Annotated in this window: 18 protein-coding genes; 9 read left to right on the plus strand and 9 right to left on the minus strand. The window is 58.4% G+C overall.

Translation table 11 applies throughout. The features are described 5' to 3' along the window. Positions 1-283: 283 nt before the first annotated feature. On the plus strand, positions 284-4072 hold the full coding sequence (locus PG5_RS18620) for a bifunctional diguanylate cyclase/phosphodiesterase (RefSeq protein WP_020798668.1): 3789 nt from the start codon (positions 284-286) through the stop codon (positions 4070-4072). A gap of 251 nt (positions 4073-4323) precedes the next feature. Next, complete coding sequence (glyA, locus tag PG5_RS18625) at positions 4324-5577, plus strand: serine hydroxymethyltransferase (RefSeq protein WP_020798669.1); 1254 nt, start codon at positions 4324-4326, stop codon at positions 5575-5577. 122 nt (positions 5578-5699) lie between these two features. On the opposite strand, the gene PG5_RS18630 is transcribed toward glyA, so the two are convergent. Continuing rightward, on the minus strand, positions 5700-5939 hold the full coding sequence (locus tag PG5_RS18630; RefSeq protein ID WP_020798671.1) for a hypothetical protein: 240 nt from the start codon (positions 5937-5939) through the stop codon (positions 5700-5702). Here PG5_RS18630 and PG5_RS18635 point away from each other — a divergent pair. The 3 genes from PG5_RS18635 to PG5_RS18645 all read left to right on the plus strand — a co-directional run bounded on the left by PG5_RS18635 (position 5938) and on the right by PG5_RS18645 (position 8737). Continuing rightward, a complete protein-coding gene (locus PG5_RS18635) occupies positions 5938-7251 on the plus strand; it encodes a C4-dicarboxylate transporter DctA (protein ID WP_020798670.1) in 1314 nt (437 codons plus the stop codon). The genes PG5_RS18630 and PG5_RS18635 overlap by 2 nt on opposite strands. 66 nt (positions 7252-7317) lie before the next feature. Continuing rightward, on the plus strand, positions 7318-8022 hold the full coding sequence (locus PG5_RS18640) for a FadR/GntR family transcriptional regulator (protein ID WP_020798672.1): 705 nt from the start codon (positions 7318-7320) through the stop codon (positions 8020-8022). 25 nt (positions 8023-8047) lie between these two features. Then, a complete protein-coding gene (locus tag PG5_RS18645; RefSeq protein ID WP_020798673.1) occupies positions 8048-8737 on the plus strand; it encodes a GntR family transcriptional regulator in 690 nt (229 codons plus the stop codon). Here the strand turns inward: PG5_RS18645 and yjiA are convergent. From yjiA to PG5_RS18660, 3 genes are all read right to left on the minus strand, one after another. Further along, positions 8734-9705 carry a GTPase gene (gene yjiA, locus PG5_RS18650; protein ID WP_020798674.1) on the minus strand — a complete coding sequence of 324 codons (972 nt, stop codon included), beginning with the start codon at positions 9703-9705 and terminating at the stop codon, positions 8734-8736. The genes PG5_RS18645 and yjiA overlap by 4 nt on opposite strands. Before the next feature lie 163 nt (positions 9706-9868). Next, a complete protein-coding gene (locus PG5_RS18655; RefSeq protein ID WP_008058222.1) occupies positions 9869-10066 on the minus strand; it encodes a YbdD/YjiX family protein in 198 nt (65 codons plus the stop codon). A 15-nt stretch (positions 10067-10081) separates the two neighbouring features. After that, positions 10082-12148 (minus strand): carbon starvation CstA family protein, encoded by a 2067-nt coding sequence (locus PG5_RS18660; RefSeq protein ID WP_020798675.1) that lies wholly within the window; start codon positions 12146-12148, stop codon positions 10082-10084. A gap of 160 nt (positions 12149-12308) precedes the next feature. Between PG5_RS18660 and PG5_RS18665 the strand changes: the two genes are divergently transcribed. Further along, positions 12309-12677 (plus strand): PilZ domain-containing protein, encoded by a 369-nt coding sequence (locus PG5_RS18665; protein ID WP_020798676.1) that lies wholly within the window; start codon positions 12309-12311, stop codon positions 12675-12677. A 134-nt stretch (positions 12678-12811) separates the two neighbouring features. Here the strand turns inward: PG5_RS18665 and radA are convergent, their stop codons facing one another. Beyond that, positions 12812-14179 (minus strand): DNA repair protein RadA, encoded by a 1368-nt coding sequence (gene radA, locus PG5_RS18670; RefSeq protein ID WP_020798677.1) that lies wholly within the window; start codon positions 14177-14179, stop codon positions 12812-12814. A gap of 624 nt (positions 14180-14803) precedes the next feature. On the opposite strand from radA, the gene mscL reads away from it, so the two are divergent. After that, positions 14804-15217, plus strand: coding sequence for a large-conductance mechanosensitive channel protein MscL (gene mscL, locus PG5_RS18675; RefSeq protein WP_020798678.1), 414 nt, complete (start codon positions 14804-14806; stop codon positions 15215-15217). Positions 15218-15248: 31 nt separating this feature from the next. Here the strand turns inward: mscL and PG5_RS18680 are convergent, their stop codons facing one another. Then, positions 15249-16025: a ferredoxin--NADP reductase gene (locus PG5_RS18680; protein WP_020798679.1), complete on the minus strand. Its 777-nt coding sequence runs from the start codon at positions 16023-16025 to the stop codon at positions 15249-15251. 344 nt (positions 16026-16369) lie between these two features. Between PG5_RS18680 and PG5_RS18685 the strand changes: the two genes are divergently transcribed. Together PG5_RS18685 and PG5_RS18690 are read left to right on the plus strand one after the other, a co-directional pair. Then, positions 16370-17101: a LuxR family transcriptional regulator gene (locus PG5_RS18685; RefSeq protein WP_020798680.1), complete on the plus strand. Its 732-nt coding sequence runs from the start codon at positions 16370-16372 to the stop codon at positions 17099-17101. A 165-nt stretch (positions 17102-17266) separates the two neighbouring features. Continuing rightward, positions 17267-18391, plus strand: a complete 1125-nt coding sequence (locus tag PG5_RS18690) for a methyltransferase (RefSeq protein ID WP_020798681.1) — start codon at positions 17267-17269, stop codon at positions 18389-18391. Positions 18392-18465: 74 nt separating this feature from the next. Here PG5_RS18690 and PG5_RS33640 read toward each other — a convergent pair whose 3' ends face one another. The 3 genes from PG5_RS33640 to PG5_RS18700 are packed head-to-tail and all read right to left on the minus strand — an operon-like array spanning position 18466 to position 21139. Continuing rightward, the gene (locus PG5_RS33640) at positions 18466-18633 is read right to left on the minus strand and encodes a DUF2474 domain-containing protein (protein ID WP_020798682.1); all 168 of its coding nucleotides are present in this window, start codon (positions 18631-18633) and stop codon (positions 18466-18468) included. A 58-nt stretch (positions 18634-18691) separates the two neighbouring features. Beyond that, a complete protein-coding gene (cydB, locus tag PG5_RS18695; RefSeq protein ID WP_008066100.1) occupies positions 18692-19699 on the minus strand; it encodes a cytochrome d ubiquinol oxidase subunit II in 1008 nt (335 codons plus the stop codon). A 3-nt stretch (positions 19700-19702) separates the two neighbouring features. Further along, positions 19703-21139, minus strand: a complete 1437-nt coding sequence (locus PG5_RS18700; protein ID WP_020798683.1) for a cytochrome ubiquinol oxidase subunit I — start codon at positions 21137-21139, stop codon at positions 19703-19705. Between the last annotated feature and the right edge of the window lie 348 nt (positions 21140-21487).

Genomic DNA, 21487 nt, shown 5'->3' on the forward strand with positions numbered 1-21487 from the left:
GCGCGACGTACGCTTGACGAGGTCAATGCGCAGGCGCTGAAAAAAGTCTGATTCTAGGAGCTGGAACGCTCCCGCGTAACCGGCAAAGCTACCTTAATGACAGATGGCAGTCCAGCCGAGCGGGACTGGCACTTCGCCACAACTCAAGGCATGCTAGCCGCCCTTCGGGCGTCCGACTTATAGTGCACGTCGCGCCAGTCCAGCCAAACCGCAGGATTACAGTTTGTCCAGTGTCCCTCCGTCCCTGATCCCCCGTGCACCGACTGTTGCACCCGGCTCGCCCATGCACGGCACACTCAAGGGCGCTATGGCGATGCTCGTGTTGCTGCTGCTCGCCTTGTTGTGCTGGCAACTGCTCGATCAGCTTCGGGAAACCCAGAAGATCCAACGCCAGGCGACCATCGACCACACCGCCGACCAGGCCGCACAAGTCAGCCTGAACATGGCGCTCAACGCCCAGATCGCCCTCAACCTGCTACCGATTGTCGAGCAGCCGCAAAGAGCTGACGAGCTGCAGGACCTGCTGCGCAAACTGCAAAAGTCCTTGCCGGAGCTTTCGAGCCTGGCACTGCTCAGCCCTTCGGGAAGAATCCTCAGTGACACGGCCGGCACCAGCGACGATGCAGACTATCTGGGAGAGCTGGTCCGACGCAGTCGCGCCCAACCCCACTACTACAGCAACGCCATCGACGGCTCGCGGGTGTATCTGCTGCTACATCAAGCCAGCGGCAGCAATCGCGGCTATTGGGCCTTGCGCTTCAAGCCGACGTTTTTCACCTCACTGACCCATCTGAACGAAACGGGCACTGCCCCGCTGTGGCTGGTGGAAAATCGCTTCAATCACCAGATCCTCAGCCGCGACGAGGCATTGCCGCAGGTCAACCCAGGCACCTTGACCCAGGACGATGTGGCCAACAGCGTGCTGACCGTCGCGCTGAGCAGCAGCGACTGGCAACTACGTGGACTGTTCGATCGCCAGCGAGTGCTCGAAGAACTGCTGCCGGCTTTCATTGGCAAATGCCTGCTATGCCTGGCTTTTTCCATGCTGCCGTTCATCGTCCTGCTAAACATGCGCCGTCGGCAGCGCCAGCTGCACGAAGGTCGCCGACGCTACCAGGAAATTTTCGAAGGCTCCGGCGTGGCATTGTGCGTACTCGACATGTCTGGCCTGCGGAGCGTGTTTGACAAGGCCCAGCTGCTGAGCGACGAGCAACTGCAAGCATGGCTGGCGGTTGCGCAACAGCGCCGGCAGCTGTTGCAGGAGCTGCGCATTACCGAAGTCAATCAGGTCGCCCTACAGCTGCTTAACGTCGATACCTGTGAACACGTCTGGAGACTGTTGATCGATGGCAATCCTGTAGAGGGCAGTGCCATCGGCAATCAGGTGCTCGAAGCGGTGCACAGGCAACAGCAACAGCTCGAACTGGAAATCAAACTCCAGGACGCCTCGGGTCGTGACCAGCATCTGTGGCTGGTGTTGCGTCTGCCGCAGAACCCTGACGACTTCAAGGCGGTGATCCTGAGTATCACCGATATCACCAGCCGCAAGCTCATCGAGCTGTCGCAGCAGGAGCGCGAACGTTTCTGGTCTGACGTCGTGCGGACCGTGCCCGATCACCTTTACGTGCAAGACGTGATCAGCCAGCGAATGATCTTCAGCAACCACCATCTGGGCCAAACGCTGGGCTACAACCGCACCGAACTGCAGCAGATGGGCGAGTACTTCTGGGAAATCCTCCTGCATCCCGACGATGCCGATTACTACCACAGGTCGCGCCAGACCCAGCGGCAAGGCGGCTACAGCCAATTGATGCAATGCCAGTTGCGCTTTCGCCACCGTGACGGGCAATGGCGGCGTTTCGACATTCGCGAGCAGGCACTGGCACGGGACAAGCACGACCAGGTCACCCGCATCATCGGCGTGGCCAAGGACGTAACCGAACAGATCGAGGCCAGCGAGTCGCTGCGCGACAGCGAGCAGCGCTACCGCATGCTCGCCGAAAGTATCAGCGACGTGATTTTTTCCACCGACAGCCGCATGGCACTCAACTACGTAAGCCCTTCCGTGCAGGGGGTACTGGGCTACGAAGTGGAGTGGATTTTCCAGAACGGCTGGCAATCGACCATTGCCAATCCGCAGCAGTTGAGTGGCATCTATAGCCTGATGGATCGCGTCAGCAAAGCGCTGGATAAACCTGAACAGCTGGCCCTTCTGCGCAGCCAGGTGCAAACCCAACTATTCCTGTTCGACTGCCTGCGCGGCGATGGGCGCAAGATTCCTATCGAGCTGCGACTGGTCCTGGTCTGGGACGAACACGGTGCATTCGAAGGCGTGCTGGGCGTCGGTCGCGACATCAGCCAGCAACGCCGGGCCGAGAAAGACCTGCGCATGGCCGCCACGGTATTCGAACACTCGACCTCGGCGATCCTCATCACCGACCCGGCCGGTTATATCGTCCAGGCCAATGAAGCCTTCAGCCGTGTCAGCGGTTATGCCGTGGAACAGGTACTCGACCAGTTGCCCAACATGCTCACCGTCGATGAGCAGCAGGAAGCTCATTTGCGCTACGTGCTCAAGCAACTGAACCAGCACAGCACCTGGGAAGGCGAAGTGTGGCTGCGTCGGCGCAATGGCGAGCATTATCCGGCCTGGGTCGGCATTACCGCGGTTCTGGACGACGAAGGCGACCTGGCCAGCTACGTGTGTTTCTTCAGCGATATCAGCGAACGCAAGGCCAGTGAACAACGGATTCACCGCCTGGCCTATTACGACGCCCTGACCCACCTGCCCAACCGCACACTGTTCCAGGATCGCCTGCACACGGCGTTGCAGGCGGCTGAACGGCAGAAGTCCTGGGTGGTGTTGATGTTCCTCGACCTGGACCGCTTCAAGCCGATCAACGACTCCCTGGGCCATGCCGCCGGTGATCGCATGCTCAAGGAAATGGCCACGCGCCTGCTCGGTTGCGTCGACGACGACGACACGGTCGCGCGCATGGGCGGCGATGAGTTCACCTTGCTCCTGCAACCGCGGGCCAACCGGGAAATCGCCTTGACGCGGGCGATTCACGTGGCGGAGCAGATCCTCGCCAGCCTGGTCAAACCCTTCGTACTCGAAGGCCGTGAGTTCTTCGTCACGGCCAGTATCGGCATCGCCTTGAGTCCGCAGGACGGCAATGAACTGAGCCAGTTGATGAAGAACGCCGACACCGCGATGTACCACGCCAAGGAGCGCGGCAAGAACAACTTCCAGTTCTATCAGGCGGACATGAACGCCAGCGCCCTGGAGCGCCTCGAACTGGAAAGCGATTTGCGACATGCCCTGGAACAAAACGAATTCGTGCTGTACTACCAACCGCAGTTCAGCGGCGATGGCAAACGCCTGACCGGCACCGAAGCCTTGCTGCGCTGGCGTCATCCGCGCCGTGGACTGGTACCACCGGGAGATTTCATTCCGGTGCTTGAAGAACTCGGACTGGTGGTGGACGTCGGGGATTGGGTGATCAGCGAGGCCTGCCGCCAGCTCAAGACCTGGCATCAGGCCAAGGTGCGCGTGCCGAAGGTGTCGGTGAACATCTCGGCACGGCAATTCTCCGACGGCCAGCTTGGCACGCGGATCGCCAACATCCTGAAGGAAACCGGCCTGCCGCCGGCGTGCCTGGAACTGGAACTGACCGAAAGTATCCTGATGCGCGAAGTCAGCGAAGCCATGCAGATTCTCGCCGGGTTGAAAAACCTTGGCCTGAGCATCGCGGTCGACGACTTCGGTACGGGCTACTCATCGCTCAACTACCTCAAGCAGTTCCCGATCGATGTACTGAAAATCGACCGCACCTTTGTCGACGGCCTGCCGTCGGGTGAACAGGATGCGCAGATTGCCCGGGCGATCATCGCCATGGCCCACAGCCTTAACCTGGCGGTGATCGCCGAGGGCGTGGAAACCCAGGAGCAACTGGATTTCCTGCGTGAACACGGTTGCGATGAGGTCCAGGGTTACCTGTTTGGCCGGCCGATGCCGGCCCACACCTTTGAAGGGCAATTCAGCAATGATGCCCTCTTCATGTTCGACTGACATTGTGTGGTGACGCGGGCGGTCCCTTCGCGAGCAGGCTCGCTCCCACAGGGTTTCTTGGGTGTACACAAAATTATTGAACGCTCAAGATCCACTGTGGGAGCGAGCCTGCTCGCGAAGAGGCCGGCCCATTCACCGCTGATCCCGTCATGAAGCCCACTTGTCTGCGACATGATGTCGTTTCATATGCCTTCCAAAAGCCATTGGGTTAGAATGCCCCCCTTTTCCGCCCCCGATCCTTGAGGACCGCCATGTTCAGCCGTGATTTGACTATTGCCAAGTACGACGCCGATCTCTTTGCCGCCATGGAGCAAGAAGCTCAGCGCCAGGAAGAGCACATTGAGCTGATCGCTTCGGAAAACTACACCAGCCCTGCGGTGATGGAAGCTCAAGGCTCGGTATTGACCAACAAGTACGCCGAAGGCTACCCGGGCAAGCGCTACTACGGTGGTTGCGAGTACGTTGACATCGTCGAGCAGCTTGCAATTGATCGAGCCAAAGAACTGTTCGGTGCCGATTACGCCAACGTTCAACCGCACGCCGGTTCGCAAGCCAACAGCGCCGTTTACCTGGCCCTGCTGTCGGCTGGCGACACCATCCTGGGCATGAGCCTGGCCCACGGTGGTCACCTGACCCACGGTGCCAGTGTTTCGTCCTCCGGCAAGCTGTACAACGCCATCCAGTACGGCATCGACGCCAATGGCCTGATCGACTACGACGAAGTCGAGCGCCTGGCCGTTGAGCACAAGCCGAAAATGATCGTGGCCGGTTTCTCTGCCTACTCGCAGATCCTCGACTTCCCACGCTTCCGTGAAATCGCCGACAAGGTGGGTGCCTACCTGTTCGTCGACATGGCCCACGTGGCCGGTCTGGTCGCCGCTGGCGTCTACCCGAACCCGGTGCCATTCGCTGACGTGGTGACCACCACCACCCACAAGACCCTGCGCGGTCCACGTGGCGGCCTGATCCTGGCTCGCGCCAACGCCGACATCGAGAAGAAGCTGAACTCCGCGGTATTCCCGGGTGCCCAGGGTGGCCCACTGGAGCACGTGATCGCCGCTAAAGCGATTTGCTTCAAGGAAGCGCTGCAACCTGAGTTCAAGGCTTACCAGCAACAAGTGGTGAAAAACGCCCAGGCCATGGCCAGCGTGTTCATCGAGCGCGGTTTCGACGTGGTTTCCGGCGGTACTGAAAACCACCTGTTCCTGCTGTCGCTGATCAAGCAGGAAATCTCCGGTAAAGATGCCGACGCCGCCCTGGGCAAAGCGTTCATCACCGTGAACAAGAACTCCGTGCCAAACGACCCTCGCTCCCCGTTCGTCACCTCCGGCCTGCGCTTCGGCACTCCGGCTGTGACCACTCGCGGCTTCAAGGAAGCAGAGTGCAAGGAACTGGCCGGCTGGATCTGCGACATCCTGGCAGACCTGAACAACGAAGCGGTGATCGATGCCGTTCGTGAGAAGGTCAAGGCTATCTGCAAGAAGCTGCCGGTATACGGCGCTTAATTGCACCGCTAAACCGCGGTCAAAAAAACCGGCCAGAGATGGCCGGTTTTTTTTGTCCGTCATAAAGATCAAAAGATCGCAGCCTTCGGCAGCTCCTACAGAGGTAGCGTAATTTCGCGAAATCACAGGTGTACGCAGGTTCCGTAGGAGCTGCCGAAGGCTGCGATCTTTTGATTTTCAATAGGATCGGCACAACTGGTCAGACCGGTCATGCCAATTTTACGATTTCCCCTTGTAATCTTGAAAAAACCCAGCGTAGACTGCGCCTGCACTGGACATACCGGTAAGACCACAATAATTAAGTCCTGAATCTGATGCGCGACGCGCACGGCAGCCAGGACACCGACCAGGATTCCTCCCATGCTCAGATGGTGCTCGCGTTCAATCTTCCTCCAAGTGGTTCTCGGACTGGTGCTCGGCATCGTCTGCGGGCTGACCCTTCCCGAATATTCCGCTCAGCTCAAACCACTTGGTGACGGTTTTATCAAGCTGATCAAAATGCTCATCGGCCTGATTGTGTTCTGCGTAGTGGTTAGCGGTATCAGCGGTGCCGGCGACCTTAAGAAGGTCGGCCGCATCGGCCTGAAATCAGTGATCTACTTTGAAATCCTCACCACCATTGCGTTGGTGATCGGCCTGGTATTCGCCTTCACTACTGGAATCGGCAGCGGCGCGAACATTCATCTGGATCAGCTTTCTGCCGCAGACATGGGCGATATCGCCCAACGTGGCCAGCACATGCACACCACCACGCAGTTCCTGATGGACCTGATCCCGACCTCTGTAATAGGTGCCTTCGCAGACAACAATATCCTGCAAGTGCTGCTGTTTTCGGTGCTGTTTGGCAGTGCGTTGAATCTGGTGGGCGAAGCCGCCTCCGGTATCTCGCGACTGATCAATGAACTCAGCCACGTGATCTTCCGCATCATGGGCATGATCGTGCGACTGGCGCCGATCGGTGTGTTCGGCGCAATCGCCTTCACCACCAGCAAATATGGCCTGGATTCACTGCAGCACCTGGGTAGCCTGGTCGGTTTGTTCTACCTGACCTGCGTGGCCTTCGTCGCGTTGATTCTAGGCCTGGTGATGCGCCTGTCCGGCCTGCGGATGTGGCCGCTGCTCAAGTACCTGCGCGAAGAACTGTTGATCGTCATGGGGACCGCTTCGTCCGATGCCGTGCTACCACAAATCATGCGCAAGCTGGAGCATCTGGGCATCGGCAGCTCGACGGTTGGGCTGGTGATTCCAACCGGGTATTCATTCAATCTCGACGGTTTTTCGATCTACCTGACCCTGGCCATTGTGTTCATCGCCAATGCCACCGGCACGCCGCTGGCGATGACCGACCTGCTAACGATTCTGCTGGTCTCACTGATCACCTCCAAGGGCGCGCACGGCATTCCGGGTTCGGCGCTGGTAATTTTGGCAGCCACCCTGACGGCGATTCCGGCGATTCCGGTGGTGGGCCTGGTATTGGTGCTGGCAGTGGACTGGTTCATGGGCATCGGACGGGCGCTGACCAACCTGATCGGCAATTGCGTGGCGACCGTGGCCATTGCTCGCTGGGAAAAGGACATCGATGTGCAGCGGGCGAACAAGGTGCTTTCCGGCCAGGTGGGTTATACCTTCCAGCCGAGAAAACCGGTGACCCCGGCCCATCAGCAGGAATTTTGAACAAACGTCGTGCCTGCTTTCGGGCAGGCACGGCCAACAACGCTATAGATGCTCATGGAGCAAACAGTGATTACCTCATCGACCGTTGTAAATTCAGTCGTAGAAAAGCTTCGGGCCGCACTGGCCCGCGGTCAGTGGCGCTCCGGCGAAATGCTCCCGGGGCAGCGTGAACTGGCCGAACAACTGGGCATCAGCCGCCCGAGCCTGCGCGAAGCCGTCATCGTCCTGGAAACCCTCGGCCTGGTGCGCTCCATGCCGGGCAAAGGCGTGGTGGTGCTGGACGCGAATCTCAGCGACAGCCAAAGCCACGACAGCGCAGTGGCCGGGGCGAGCCTGGAAGACGTTTTGCAACTTCGCTACACCCTTGAGCCATTTATCGTCGGCCTGGTGGCGCAATCCATCAGCAGCAAGGAAGTCGGGCAACTGCGCCTGACCCTGATGGACATGCGTGAAGCCCTGGAAGCCAATGACAGCGAGGCCGGCGTGAATGCCTACATCGCGTTCCATGAAGAGCTGTTCACGCTGACGTCGAATCCGATTTTCCAAAGTGTGGTCCAGCAGACCAGCAATGCCCTGAAGCAGAGCGCCGACGTGTTGCGCAACTCCCCGGAACACCTCGCTGAACGCCTTGAAGAAAACGAGGCGGTGGTGCGCGCGATCCGCAGCAAGAACAGCGCCCAGGCCAGCGCCGAGATGCGCCGGCACATTTTGCGCGAAGGCCGGCGCATGGGCATCGAACTGAATATTCCGGACGACAACCTCGGCAGTTGAATCCGTTTCAAATTGGAGACAGGCCATGAACAGCTTCGCCTCGCCACAGACTCTTGTTGCCCTGCCCTTTGCCCCGGCGGTAGAGGATCTGTACTCACGGGTGCTCGATGCCATTCTCGAACAGCGCCTCGACACCACCAGTCGCTTTACCGAAGAAAGCCTGGCGCAGGTGTTTGGTGTTCGACGCAGCGACATTCGTGGCGTGCTGACGCGACTCTCCCACCAGCAAGTCATTGTCCTGCGAGCCAACCACCGTCCTCGCGTCGCGCAGCTGAATGTAGAGCAAACCCGGCAGGCCTTGCACGCCCGGCGACTGACCGAACTCATGCTGGTGAGGCTGGCCTGCCAGCGCCCCTGCCCGCTTGTCCTGGAGCGCCTGCGGACACTGGTCGATAACGAGCGCCAATGCACCGAGCGAGGCCCAGCGATTCGTTTGTCAGGGGAGTTTCATCTGCAATTGGCAGAGATGGCGGGTAACGCACCTCTAGCGCATTTTCTCAGCAGCCTGGTGCCACTGGTCTCGTTGGCGATTGCTCAATTTGATGTTGCGTTGGAGGACTATTGCGCGTGGCATCTGCATGAGCAAATAGTGGATGCGTTAACGCGCAGGGACGCCGCGAAGGCAGTTATGTTACTGGACCGACACCTGGATCATCTGGAAGCGGTATTGCTGAACGCTCAACCGCTCTGCAGCCAGAAGCGTGTTGCCGGTTAACTCGCCGCTACTCGCGCGAAACCTTGGCGAATCTTTTCCTGCGGCAAATCATCGGCAATGAACACGATCACGCTTTCCCGGGTTTCATCGGCCGCCCACTCCGTGTCCCAGTCGAAACCGTAAAGCTTCAACACGCCCTGAAACACCATGCGCCGCGGTTCGCCGAGGATGTTCAACACGCCTTTGTAGCGCAGCAGTTGCTTGCCGTGGTCCTCCAGCAGTTCGTTCATGAACTCGCTGAGTTTGTCGATATCCAGCGGTTTTTCGGTGCGCAACACCAGGCTGGAAATACGGTCGATGGACGGGGCCTGGCTCACTGGGCGCAAACTCACGCCGCCGCCCAGATCGGCGTTGAGATTGAACCCACGCACATCAAGCAGTTCGGCCAGATCGATGTTGCCGTGGTCGACCACACGGATCGGCGCACGCCGGTTGATACGGGTCAGGCGTTCACTTAACGCCGTGAATGCAGTTTCGTCCACCAGATCACGCTTGCTTACCAACAGCCGATCGGCGAAACCGATCTGCGCCTGGGCGATGGTCTGGGTCAGGTGCTGTTCGGCGTGTGCCGCGTCCACCAACGTGATGATGCCGTCGAGGATGTAGCGCTCGCGCAGCTCCTCGTCGATGAAGAACGTTTGTGCCACCGGAGCCGGGTCGGCGAGGCCCGTGCATTCGATCACCAGGCGATCAAAGGCGATCTCGCCGCTGTCGAGGCGTTCGAGCAGCAGGTACAAGGCCTTGGTCAGGTCGGTGTGAATGGTGCAACAGACGCAGCCGTTGGCCAGCGTCATGACCTGTACCGGTTCGTCGCCCAACAGCTGGGTGTCGATACCGGCGTCACTGAATTCGTTTTCGATCACGGCGATTTTCAGGCCGTGCTCGGCTTTGAGCAGGTAGCGCAACAGCGTGGTTTTACCTGCGCCGAGGAAGCCGCTGAGGATCGTGACCGGGATTGGAGAGGACACGCTAAATCTCCTGTCGTAATGAAATGAAAGAAAAACACAAAACAGATGTGGGAGCGGGCTTGCTCGCGAAGAGGTCGTGTCAGTCGACATGAATGCTGAATGACACACCGCTTTCGCGAGCAAGCCCGCTCCCACAGGGTATTGCGTCAACCTGGCTGTTTAATCAACAGCACTTCGGCCCACCCTTGCCACCGTAGCGAGCCTCTTGGCGCTCGCGAAAGAACGCCTCGTAGCTCATCACCGGTTTGTCCGGGTGCTTGCTTTGCATGTGCTCGACGTAATTGTCGTAGTCGGGCATGCCGACCATCAGGCGCGCAGCCTGACCGAGGTATTTACCGAGGCGACTCAGGTCATTGAACATGCTGCAGTCCTCTGGTTATGCATCCGGCAGCGCCTGGAACGGCGATTCTTTATCCGTACGCTCTTTTTTACCCCAGGCGGCAATACCAACCTTGAGCGCATAGAACAGGATGCTGAACACCACGAACAGGAACAGCGCGGTCAGCGTGGCGTTGGTGTAGGCGTTGAAGATCACGTGCTGCATCTGAGTGATGTCCTTGGCCGGGGCGAGGATCTGGCCATTGGCCAGCGCATCGCTGTATTTTTTCGCCAGCGACAGGAAGCCGATGGCCGGGTTGGCGTCGAACAGCTTGATGAAGCCAGCGGTGGTGGTGCAGATGAGCAACCACACGGCAGGCAGCATGGTGACCCAGACGTAGCGCTGGCGCTTCATCTTGATCAACACCACGGTGCCGAGCATCAGCGCGATACCGGCCAGCATCTGGTTGGAAATGCCGAACAATGGCCACAAGGTGTTGATGCCGCCCAGCGGATCGATCACGCCCTGGTACAGCAACCAGCCCCACATGGCCACGCAACCGGCGGTGGCGAGGAAGTTGGCTGCCCAGGACTCGGTACGTTTCAGCGCCGGCACGAAGGAACCGAGCAAGTCCTGAAGCATGAAACGCCCGGCACGGGTACCGGCGTCCACCGCGGTCAGGATGAACAGTGCTTCGAACAGGATCGCGAAGTGGTACCAGAACGCCATGGTGTTTTCACCCGGCAGCACACTGTGCAGGATCTGCGCGATACCCACGGCCAGGGTCGGCGCACCGCCGGCACGGGCCAGGATGGTGCTTTCACCGATGTCCTTGGCCACCGCTTGCAGGGCTTCGGGAGTAATCGCAAAACCCCAGTTGCTGACCGTGGTCGCCACGGCCACCACATCACCGCCGACCACGGCCGCCGGGCTGTTCATGGCAAAGTACACGCCTGGCTCGATCACCGAGGCCGCGACCATGGCCATGATCGCCACGAAGGACTCCATCAGCATGCCGCCGTACCCGATGTAACGGGCGTTGACCTCGTTATCCAACAGCTTCGGCGTGGTGCCCGAGGAAATCAGTGCATGGAAACCCGAGACCGCGCCACAGGCAATCGTGATGAACAGGAACGGGAACAGACCGCCCTTCCAGACCGGCCCCGTGCCATCGATGAACTGGGTCAGCGCCGGCATTTTCAGCTCAGGCATGGTCACCAGGATACCAATGGCCAAGGCGACGATGGTACCGATCTTGAGGAAGGTCGACAGGTAGTCACGCGGAGCCAGGATCAGCCAGACCGGCAAAGAGGCTGCCACGAAACCGTAACCAATCAGCATCCAGGTGATCTGCACACCGGTGAAGGTAAAGGCCTTGGCCCACACCGGGTCTGCGGCGATCTGCCCACCGAGCCAGATCGACCCCAGCAGCAACAGCACGCCGATAACCGAAATTTCGCCGATGCGACCCGGGCGGATGTAGCGCATGTAGATGCCCATGAACATCGCGATCGGGATGGTCGCCATCACCGTGAAGATCCCCCACGGGCTCTCGGCCAGGGCCTTGACCACGATCAGTGCCAGCACCGCGAGGATGATGATCATGATCAGGAAGCAGCCGAACAGCGCGATGGTGCCGGGGATGCGGCCCATTTCTTCGCGGACCATGTCGCCCAGGGAGCGACCGTTGCGGCGGGTGGACATGAACAGGACCATGAAGTCCTGCACGGCACCGGCCAGCACCACGCCGGCAATCAGCCACAGCGTGCCGGGCAGGTAGCCCATCTGCGCCGCCAGTACCGGACCGACCAGCGGCCCCGCGCCAGCGATGGCCGCAAAGTGGTGACCGAAGAGAATATGCTTGTTGGTCGGGACATAATCCAGACCGTCATTGTTGAGCACGGCCGGGGTAGCCCGTCGCGCATCGAGTTGCATGACATTGTTAGCGATAAACAGACTGTAGTAACGATACGCAACCAGATAGATGGCCACGGAAGCGACCACAATCCACAAAGCGTTGATCGCCTCACCTCGGCGCAGTGCCACCACGCCCAGGGCGCACGCCCCAACGATTGCCAGCAGCAGCCAGGGTAAGTGGCGTAGCGGGCTATTATTATTTTTCATTTTATTATTCCAGCCAGAGTGGACAAGAAAGACAGCCACCTCGAGTTTAGCTCGCCTGACAGCAAAGGCCATACCCTGACATTGGTCTAGACACCTGCCGGCGCTGGCAGCCTTTTGCAAGGCCAGTCTATAGTCAGCGTACATTTCCGAGGATCGCGCCATGAGCGAGCACCCTTCCGAACGTCGCCGCTTCAAACGTATTGCGTTCGATGCCAGAACCGATCTGAGCCAAGGAGCGTTCACCTGGCCGGTGAAGCTGATCGATCTGTCGCTCAAGGGCTTGCTGATCGAGCGACCGGAGCCGTGGCTTGGCAACGCGCAGCAGGATTTTTCTGTCGACATCCATTTGAGCGAAGACAACCACATTGCGATGGATGTGCAATTGACCCATGAAGACCATGGTCAATTGGGTTTCGTGTGCAGGCACATCAGCCTGGAGTCCATTGAACGCCTGCGGCGATTGATTGAATTCAATCTGGGCGATCCGCACGAGCTTGAACGCGAACTGGGCGCGCTCATCGAAATCTGAATGCCCCCTGTAGGAGCGAGCATGCTCGCGATGGACTCAAGAACGCTGCGGGGTGCCAGGTTCCCAGCGTTATCATTAACGACCATCGCGACGGCGTGACGATTCGACATGCTCGCTCCTACAGGGGATTGGTGTTATTCGAAGAGGGCGTCGAGGGCCTGCTCCAGACGGGTGACCGCGATGATCTGCAAACCCGCAGGCGGCTCTTTCGGCGCATTGCCCTTGGGCACGATGGCACGTTTGAAGCCATGCTTTGCCGCTTCCTTCAGGCGCTCCTGACCGCTTGGCACCGGCCGCACTTCGCCGGAAAGGCCGACCTCACCGAACACCAGCAGATCATGGGGCAGCGGCCGGTTGCGCAAACTGGACATGACGGCTGCCATCAATGCCAGGTCAGATGCCGTTTCCAGTACCTTCACCCCTCCGACCACGTTGAGAAATACATCCTGATCGTGGGTGGGTATGCCGCCGTGCCGATGCAAGACGGCCAACAACATTGCCAGTCGGTTCTGGTCCAGGCCCAGCGTTACCCGGCGTGGATTGGCCAGGTGACTGTCATCTACCAGTGCCTGGACTTCCACCAGCATCGGCCGTGTGCCTTCCCATGTCGCCATGACCACACTGCCCGGGACTTCTTCCTGCGCGCGGGTCAGAAAAATAGCCGAAGGATTGGAGACTTCTTTCAGGCCCTTGTCGGTCATGCCGAACACGCCCAGTTCGTTAACCGCGCCGAAACGGTTTTTAACCGCCCGCAACAAGCGCAGGCGCCCGTCTGATTCGCCTTCAAAATACAACACGGTGTCGACCATGTGCTCCAGTACCCGGGGCCCCGCCAGCGCGCCCTCCTTGGTCACATGCCCCACCAGGAAAATCGCGGTGCCACTCTGCTTGGCGTACCGCACCAACAGCGCCGCACTTTCACGAACCTGGGACACACCGCCCGGTGCAGATTGCAGTTGCTCGGTGAAAATCGTCTGGATCGAGTCGATCACCATGACCCGGGGCTTCTCCACCCGGGCGGTGGCAATGATGGTTTCTATGCAGGTTTCGGTCATGACCCGCAGCTGATCCTGTGGCAGCCCCAGGCGTCGGGCACGCATGGCCACCTGTTGCTGCGACTCTTCACCCGTGACATACAGTGCCGGCATGCTCTTGGCGAGATTGCACAAGGTTTGCAACAGAATGGTGGATTTGCCAATTCCGGGATCACCGCCGATCAGCACCACCGAGCCATCCACCAGGCCACCACCGAGCACCCGGTCAAGCTCACTGGAAGCCGTGGAAAAACGCGGGACCTCCTCGACACTGACTTCAGCCAAGGTCTTGATTTGCGCCTGCTGACCGGTCCAGCCAGTGCGACCGCTGGGTGCCGCTGCCCCGCCGCTCTCCACCATGGTTTCGGTGAGTGTGTTCCAGGCGCCGCACTCACCACATTGTCCGGCCCACTTGGGAAAGGTTGAGCCGCACTCGGTGCAGCCGTACATGCGCTTGGCCTTGGCCATCTGAACTCCCGGCAAAAACCGCGATGATAGCTCAGGTCAGCCGCCTCGGTGCGTTACGATCGATGCCGGCCTGTCTTGAATGAATAAGTTTCAAATCAACGCTTCCAAACTTGCTCGACACGACTCAAGCACACATCTATAACTACACACAATCTAAGCACCAAGCACTAGTTACTTATACACAAACACCAAAAACACCTTCCTTCCCGTTAATAAGCGCAAAAAAACCTGTACAAACACTAACCATTAACGACTTAAACGTACAACAACAGCTTGTTGAAAATCGCCACACGAATCTTGTCATCTGCTTTTGGTGCCGGGTGATTTTATCAAATGGAAACACCCGTCTAAAAAATGGCAACCAGATGACAGGCGTCGCAATATTCAAAGGTAAATCACACAGCGCAAATCATTGCGACTTTCTCGCCAGTCACTCGCCAGATCGCCAAATCCGAGAAGCGGCCGAGAAGCAATGATTGCGTATGGATAACCGGCATTTTGTAAACTTTTTGCCAAAGGTCCGGTCCTTTGCAGGCGAACCTCGCACGCAGTCGTTTCGAGCAGGATGCGATTTGCTGATTTACACTGCGTTCACCAACCTCATCTGTAACAAGGAAATGACCTATGGGCGTGTTAAACGAGTTCAAGGCCTTCGCGGTCAAAGGCAATGTGATCGACATGGCCGTCGGTATCATCATCGGCGCTGCTTTCGGCAAGATAGTGACGTCGTTTGTTGGCGATGTGATCATGCCTCCCATTGGCTTGCTGATCGGCGGCGTGGACTTCAGTGACCTGGCCATTACACTCAAGGCTGCCCAAGGCGATGTTCCTGCGGTGGTCCTGGCGTACGGTAAATTCATCCAGACCCTGATTGACTTCGTCATCGTCGCCTTTGCGATCTTCATGGGCATCAAGGCCATCAACCGCCTCAAGCGCGAAGAAGCCGTCGCACCCACCCTGCCGCCGGTTCCGACCAAGGAAGAAGAGTTGCTCGGTGAGATTCGCGACTTGCTCCGGGCCCAGAACAATCGACCCTGAATCAAACGGCGCTTGCAAGGCGCCGTTTTTTTTACCAGAAGTTTTCCACTGCCACCTGACCTGGCCGCCGGCTGAGGCTCAAGTGCATGTCGCGCTGCTTGAGCAATTTGCGCGTGTCATCGATCATTTGCGGGTTTCCGCACAACATCACTCGGGAATGTTCTGGTGTCAGCGCCACGCCAGCCGCCCGCTCCAGTTCGCCGTTTTCAATCAAGGTGGTGATCCGTCCGTTGAGGGCGCCCGGATGCCGCTCGCGGGTCACAGTGTTGATCAGCTGCAATTTGTGGGCGAATTCCTTCAAATAATCACGCTGCGCCAAGCCAGCGATCAGCGCCTGATAAGCCAGCTCCCTGGTCTCCCGGACGCTGTACACCAGGATGATTCGCTCGAATTTTTCCCAGACCTCGAAGTCCTGCAGGATCGATAGAAACGGCGCCAGGCCTGTACCGGTGGATAACAACCACAAGTCACGCCCATCAGCGAAGCGGTCGAGGGTCAGGTACCCGAACGCCTGTCGATCGACCAACAACGTGTCGCCAATGCCCAGCCGGCTGAGCTCGCTGGTGAATTCACCGCCGGGTACGACAATTGAAAAGAACTCGAGAAACTCGTCGTAGGGTGAAGACACCATCGAATAGGCACGCCACACCGTACTGCCATCAGCCTTGATCACACCCAGCCGGGCGAATTGCCCTGCGCGAAAGCGAAAACCTGCATCCCGCGTGGCGCGCAGGGTGAACAGGTTCGGCGTCAATGGCTGGACGTCGAGCAAGGTCTGGCGGGTAAATTTCTCTTCACTGGCGGTCATGGGGTGCTCCTTCAACACATAGCCGCAGTGTCTCGCAAAGCGGCACCCAGAAACACCGGCGATTTGTAGTGTCTTTAAAGCAGCAATATCGAATACATAGATATACAAGCCGCCTCACCCCCTCCCTAACTAACCAGTTAATAACCGCTAGCCAGGACGCCAACATATTAACATCGACATTTAACAACCATCTTTCACACAAACTTCTCTTTAGAACCCACACCCTTTGTCACAACTTCATCTAGGACAAAAAAGTTCTCACGGCGCCGTAAGAAAAATCCTACACTCCGATCCTATTGGGCATGGATCCAAGCACTCGAGCGAATACACATTGGAGTTGAAAAATGGAAAGGTGGAAGGAATCACAGCTAAAACAGATAGCCAGCGCAACTGAGATCGACATCGCTTACCAAGGGTCACTCAGCTTCGCGAAAAATATCGGATATAAATATTTCGAATTTTCAGCAACTTATATAACCAAACCGGAAAAGACAAAGACACTCAAATTCAATAATTACCCCGCCAGCTGGAATAACGAATATGAAGAGAAACAACTCAGAGATATCGACCCGGTAGTGGCTTATTGCAATCAATCTATGCTGCCCATCCTTTGGAGTGAAGAGCTTTTTTCCAAGATCCCATCGATGTGGGAAGCGCTTGGGTTGCAAGGACTCCAGCATGGCTGGTCGCAATCGGTGCATGACGATGAAAGCGGTTTGTGCAGCATCCTGAGCCTGGCCAGGAGCCATTGTCCAATCAGTGCATTTGAGCTGTACGAGACACTCGGCTTTTCCGTCTTCATGGGCCGGCATCTGCATGCATTGGTTGTACAAACGCTTCCCAAGCGGTGCCCAAAATTGACTGTCGCACATTTGTCGCTGCGGGAAATTGACGTGTTGAAACTGGCCGCCGATGGAATGACAGCCCAACAGAGCGCCAAGATCCTCAATCTCAGTGCACGTACCATCAATTTCCATGTGCAGAGTGCGATTGACAAGCTTGGTGTGAACAACAAGATTTCGGCAGTCATTGCCGCGGTCAAGGCCGGTTATCTCGGCAGCGGTGCGATGCGCTGATCACAAAACCTGCGAGTAATCCAAAAGAAAAAAACGTAACATTTACACCCCCCTTGAGTGATGACGTGTAAAAAGTCATGCCGCAGTTCACTCGCAAGGTCCCACCCGCAACAACGCCTCAGGGCCGCGGAACATCTTTGTCCATCTATCAGAGTCTCCTGCCCGATGCCCTTGCTCGAAACCCCGTTCGCCCAACTCGAACTGATCCGCCAGCCCGAACAGCAAAACGAACCACTGCAAGCCTTTGATGCTGCAGATGAGTACCTGCTCAATCACCTGGCTGAACAACTGCCCGCGGCGAATACGCGGGTGCTCGTGCTGAACGACAGTTTTGGTGCATTGGCCGTCAGCCTGGCAGGCAAGGTCAATGTGACCAGCAGCGGTGATTCGTTCCTGGCCTTGCAGGGCCTGGAAAAGAACCTGGCCCGTAATGGCCTGGCATTTGACGCTGTGCCTCACGTACCGGCCAGCGAACCGTTCACCGGGCCATTCGACAGGGTCCTGCTCCGGGTGCCGAAGACCCTGGCCTTACTGGAAGAACAACTGATCCGCCTGCAAGGCCAATTGGCGCCGGGCGCCCAGGTGATTGCCGGGGCAATGATCAAGCATCTGCCGCGCGCAGCCGGCGATCTGCTCGAACGCTATATCGGCCCGGTGCAAGCCTCGCTGGCGGTAAAGAAAGCCCGTCTGTTGATCGCCACGGCCCAAGCCAAAGCCGCGGTTGTATCCCCCTACCCGACCCGCTATCGACTCGATGAGCCTGCGATCGAACTGATCAATCATGCCAACGTGTTCTGTCGTGAAGGCCTGGACATCGGCACGCGAGCCTTCTTGCCGCATTTGCCGAAGAACCTCGGCAGCGCAAGGGTCGCCGATCTCGGTTGCGGTAACGGCGTGCTAGCCATCGCCAGCGCCCTGCAAAACCCGCAAGCGCACTACACGCTGGTAGACGAATCCTTCATGGCCGTGCAATCGGCCGCCGAGAACTGGCGCGCCACGCTGGGTGAGCGGGAAGTGATCGTGCGGGCCGGCGATGGCCTGGCGGGGCAGGAACCCCAGTCGCTGGATGTGGTGCTGTGCAATCCACCGTTTCACCAACAACAGGTCGTCGGTGATTTCCTGGCCTGGCGGATGTTCCAGCAGGCCCGGGAGGCGCTGGTGGTGGGCGGAGCGCTGTACATCGTCGGCAACCGTCATTTGGGCTATCACAGCAAATTGGCGCGGTTGTTCCGCGGGGTCGAGCAAGTGGCAGCCACCCCGAAATTCGTGATCCTCAAGGCGCGCAAATAGCGCGCAAGAAAAACCCTCCAGCTCGGGAGGGTTTAATTGCGCACCTGAGGCTGCGCGATGAGATGTCGATTGTTTCAGGGAGTGCTGAGGCCTGCGGCGCTCATGAACATCCGCATCAGGCTGGCCACGATGAACAGCGCACCGACGCTGCCAGCCCAGATCATGGCCAACCAGCCGAGCCGCTGCCACAGCGGTTTTTTTTCGGCTTGCTCAATGTCGCGCAGGGGATGTTTACCGGTCATTTGCTTCGATCTCCTTGCGATCGATGGCGCCGTGGCCGACGCCAACACGGGTGCGTGACTAGTGGTAACCGTCTTCATGGGTAACCTTGCCGCGGAACACGTAATAGCTCCAGAAGGTGTAGCCCAGGATGAACGGGATGATGAACAACGTGCCCACCAGCATGAAGCCTTGGCTTTGCGGTGGTGCTGCAGCGTCCCAGATAGAGATCGACGGCGGCACGATGTTCGGCCACAGGCTGATCCCCAGGCCGCTGTAGCCGAGGAAGATCAGCACCAGTGTCAGCAGGAATGGCGTGTAGTGCGCGTTGCGGGCCACGGCACGGATCAGGCCATAGAGCGTCACCAACACCAGGATCGGCACGGGCAGGAACCAGAACAGGTTGGGCAAGGTAAACCAGCGGGCGGCGATTTCGGCGTGAGCCAGAGGGGTCCAGATGCTGACGATACCGATCACCGCCAACAACACGAACGCCAAGGGTCGCGCCAAGTCGTGCATCTGTTCCTGCAACTTGCCCTCGGTCTTCATGATCAGCCAGGTACAACCCAGTAGCGCATACGCGACCACCAGTGCAGCGCCGCAGAACAGGGTGAAGGGTGTCAGCCAATCCAGCGAGCCGCCGGCAAACTGCCGGTCTACCACCGGCAAGCCATCGATGAATGCCCCCAATGCCACACCCTGGAAGAACGTTGCGGCAATCGAGCCACCGATGAACGCCTTGTCCCACAGGTGACGCTTGTCATCCTTGGCCTTGAAGCGAAACTCGAACGCCACGCCGCGGAAAATCAGCCCGATCAGCATGAAAATCAGCGGTAGATACAACGCTGAGAGCACCACCGAATAGGCCAGCGGGAAAGCCCCGAACAATGCCGCACCACCCAGTACCAGCCAGGTTTCGTTGCCGTCCCAGACCGGGGCCACGGTGTTCATCATGACGTCGCGGTCGGTCTTGCCGGGAATGAACGGAAAGAGAATGCCGATGCCCAGGTCAAATCCATCCATGACCACGTACATCATGATGCCGAAGATGATGATCACGGCCCAGATCAGCGGAAGATCAATACCCATGATTCAAATCTCCTTGGTCACGATGGGGTCGGCATCGGCTTGCTCGTCGTCGGCTGCGGACAAAGGACGAGCGGGTGTGCGTTTCTTGCCGGGGCCACCCTCAGTGGTTTCCTTGCCTTCGTCGATCTTCGGCCCCTTGCGCACCAGGCGCATCATGTAGCCGAGGCCAGCACCGAACAGGGCGAAATACACCACGACGAACAGGATCAGGGTGATGCTCATCTGCATCACGCTATGGTTTGAAGACGCGTCCGCCGTGCGCATCAATCCGTAGACTACCCAAGGCTGACGGCCGATTTCAGTGGTGAACCAGCCCGCGAGAATCGCAATCAGGCCGGACGGCCCCATCCACAACGCCAGGTAAAGGAACGGCCGCGAGGTGTAGAGCGTGTCGCGTTTACGCAGCCACAGGCTCCACAGACCGGTGAAGATCATCAGGAACCCCAGGCCGACCATAATCCGGAACGACCAGAACACAATGGTCGAATTCGGTCGGTCCTCGGGTGGAAACTCCTTGAGCGCCGGCACCTGCTTGTCCAGCGAGTGAGTCAGGATCAGGCTGCCCAGGTACGGAATCTCGACGGCGAACTTGGTTTTCTCCTCCTTCATGTCCGGCCAGCCGAACAGGATCAGCGGAGTCGCCTCGTTTCCGTGGTTCTCCCAGTGCCCCTCGATCGCAGCGATTTTTGCCGGCTGATGTTTCAGCGTGTTGAGACCATGGAAGTCCCCTATAACGGCCTGGATCGGCGCGACGATCAGTGCCATCCACATCGCCATGGACAACATCTTGCGGATTGCCGGGTTGTCCTTGCCGCGCAAGAGGTGCCAGGCCGCCGAGGAGCCGACGAAGAATGCTGTCGCAACGAAGGCCGCCGTGGCCATGTGCATCAGGCGATAAGGGAAAGACGGGTTGAAGATCACCGCCAGCCAGTCGGTCGGAATGACCTGGCCATTGACGATTTCAAAGCCCTGCGGGGTCTGCATCCAGCTGTTGGAGGCGAGAATCCAGAAGGTCGAGATCAGCGTGCCGATGGCAACCATGACCGTGGCGAAGAAGTGCAAGCCGCGCCCGACCTTGTTCCAGCCGAACAGCATGACGCCGAGGAATCCGGCTTCGAGGAAGAAAGCCGTAAGCACTTCATAGGTCAGCAGCGGCCCGGTCACCGAGCCGGCGAAGTCCGAGAAACGGCTCCAGTTGGTGCCGAACTGATAGGCCATGACCAGTCCCGAGACCACACCCATGCCGAAGTTGACGGCAAAGATCTTCGACCAGAAATGGTAGAGGTCGCGGTAGGTGTCGTTATGGGTTTTCAGCCACAAGCCTTCGAGTACCGCCAGGTAACTCGCCAGGCCGATGGTGATGGCTGGGAACAGGATGTGGAACGAGATAGTGAACGCGAACTGAATTCGGGCGAGATCAAGTGCCTCTAAACCGAACATAAGTTTTCCTCTGTCAGGTAGTACGGCTGCGGGCTCGAAGCCTGCACCCACGGCCCCCACGGATATGGAGTGTGGCGAATCTCTATTTGTTCTTTTTTTGTACGCATCACAACGCAGGGAGTCTGGCCAACCGGCCGCCGGATCAATTCCTTTTGTGGGTTTTGATCTGGATCAAGCAACGATGAAAGAGTAGTCCCATTTGCGAGGTTGACCCGCGTGGTCTTTTGCCGCGTGACAAGTTGCCTCACGGCTTCAGAAACAGATTGAAATGAATGCCCAAGGAGCAGTTGGCAAACGGCTGGCGAAATCGATGCTTGGCTAACGATTTTTTTCCCATGGCAACTTCCT

This window comes from Pseudomonas sp. G5(2012) (assembly GCF_000408945.1).
GTDB classification, from domain to species: Bacteria; Pseudomonadota; Gammaproteobacteria; order Pseudomonadales; family Pseudomonadaceae; genus Aquipseudomonas; species Aquipseudomonas umsongensis.

Excerpts from the sequence above, each read along its gene's own strand:
- glyA (WP_020798669.1), top strand. The coding sequence starts at position 4,324 with ATGTTCAGCCGTGATTTGACTATTGCCAAGTACGACGCCGATCTCTTT.
- mscL (WP_020798678.1), top strand. The coding sequence starts at position 14,804 with ATGGGCGTGTTAAACGAGTTCAAGGCCTTCGCGGTCAAAGGCAATGTG.
- PG5_RS18635 (WP_020798670.1), top strand. The coding sequence starts at position 5,938 with ATGCTCAGATGGTGCTCGCGTTCAATCTTCCTCCAAGTGGTTCTCGGA.
- PG5_RS18620 (WP_020798668.1), top strand. The coding sequence starts at position 284 with ATGCACGGCACACTCAAGGGCGCTATGGCGATGCTCGTGTTGCTGCTG.
- radA (WP_020798677.1), bottom strand. The coding sequence starts at position 14,179 with ATGGCCAAGGCCAAGCGCATGTACGGCTGCACCGAGTGCGGCTCAACC.
- PG5_RS18660 (WP_020798675.1), bottom strand. The coding sequence starts at position 12,148 with ATGAAAAATAATAATAGCCCGCTACGCCACTTACCCTGGCTGCTGCTG.
- PG5_RS33640 (WP_020798682.1), bottom strand. The coding sequence starts at position 18,633 with ATGACCGGTAAACATCCCCTGCGCGACATTGAGCAAGCCGAAAAAAAA.
- PG5_RS18700 (WP_020798683.1), bottom strand. The coding sequence starts at position 21,139 with ATGTTCGGTTTAGAGGCACTTGATCTCGCCCGAATTCAGTTCGCGTTC.
- cydB (WP_008066100.1), bottom strand. The coding sequence starts at position 19,699 with ATGGGTATTGATCTTCCGCTGATCTGGGCCGTGATCATCATCTTCGGC.
- PG5_RS18685 (WP_020798680.1), top strand. The coding sequence starts at position 16,370 with ATGGAAAGGTGGAAGGAATCACAGCTAAAACAGATAGCCAGCGCAACT.
- PG5_RS18690 (WP_020798681.1), top strand. The coding sequence starts at position 17,267 with ATGCCCTTGCTCGAAACCCCGTTCGCCCAACTCGAACTGATCCGCCAG.
- PG5_RS18645 (WP_020798673.1), top strand. The coding sequence starts at position 8,048 with ATGAACAGCTTCGCCTCGCCACAGACTCTTGTTGCCCTGCCCTTTGCC.
- PG5_RS18655 (WP_008058222.1), bottom strand. The coding sequence starts at position 10,066 with ATGTTCAATGACCTGAGTCGCCTCGGTAAATACCTCGGTCAGGCTGCG.
- PG5_RS18680 (WP_020798679.1), bottom strand. The coding sequence starts at position 16,025 with ATGACCGCCAGTGAAGAGAAATTTACCCGCCAGACCTTGCTCGACGTC.
- PG5_RS18630 (WP_020798671.1), bottom strand. The coding sequence starts at position 5,939 with ATGGGAGGAATCCTGGTCGGTGTCCTGGCTGCCGTGCGCGTCGCGCAT.
- PG5_RS18665 (WP_020798676.1), top strand. The coding sequence starts at position 12,309 with ATGAGCGAGCACCCTTCCGAACGTCGCCGCTTCAAACGTATTGCGTTC.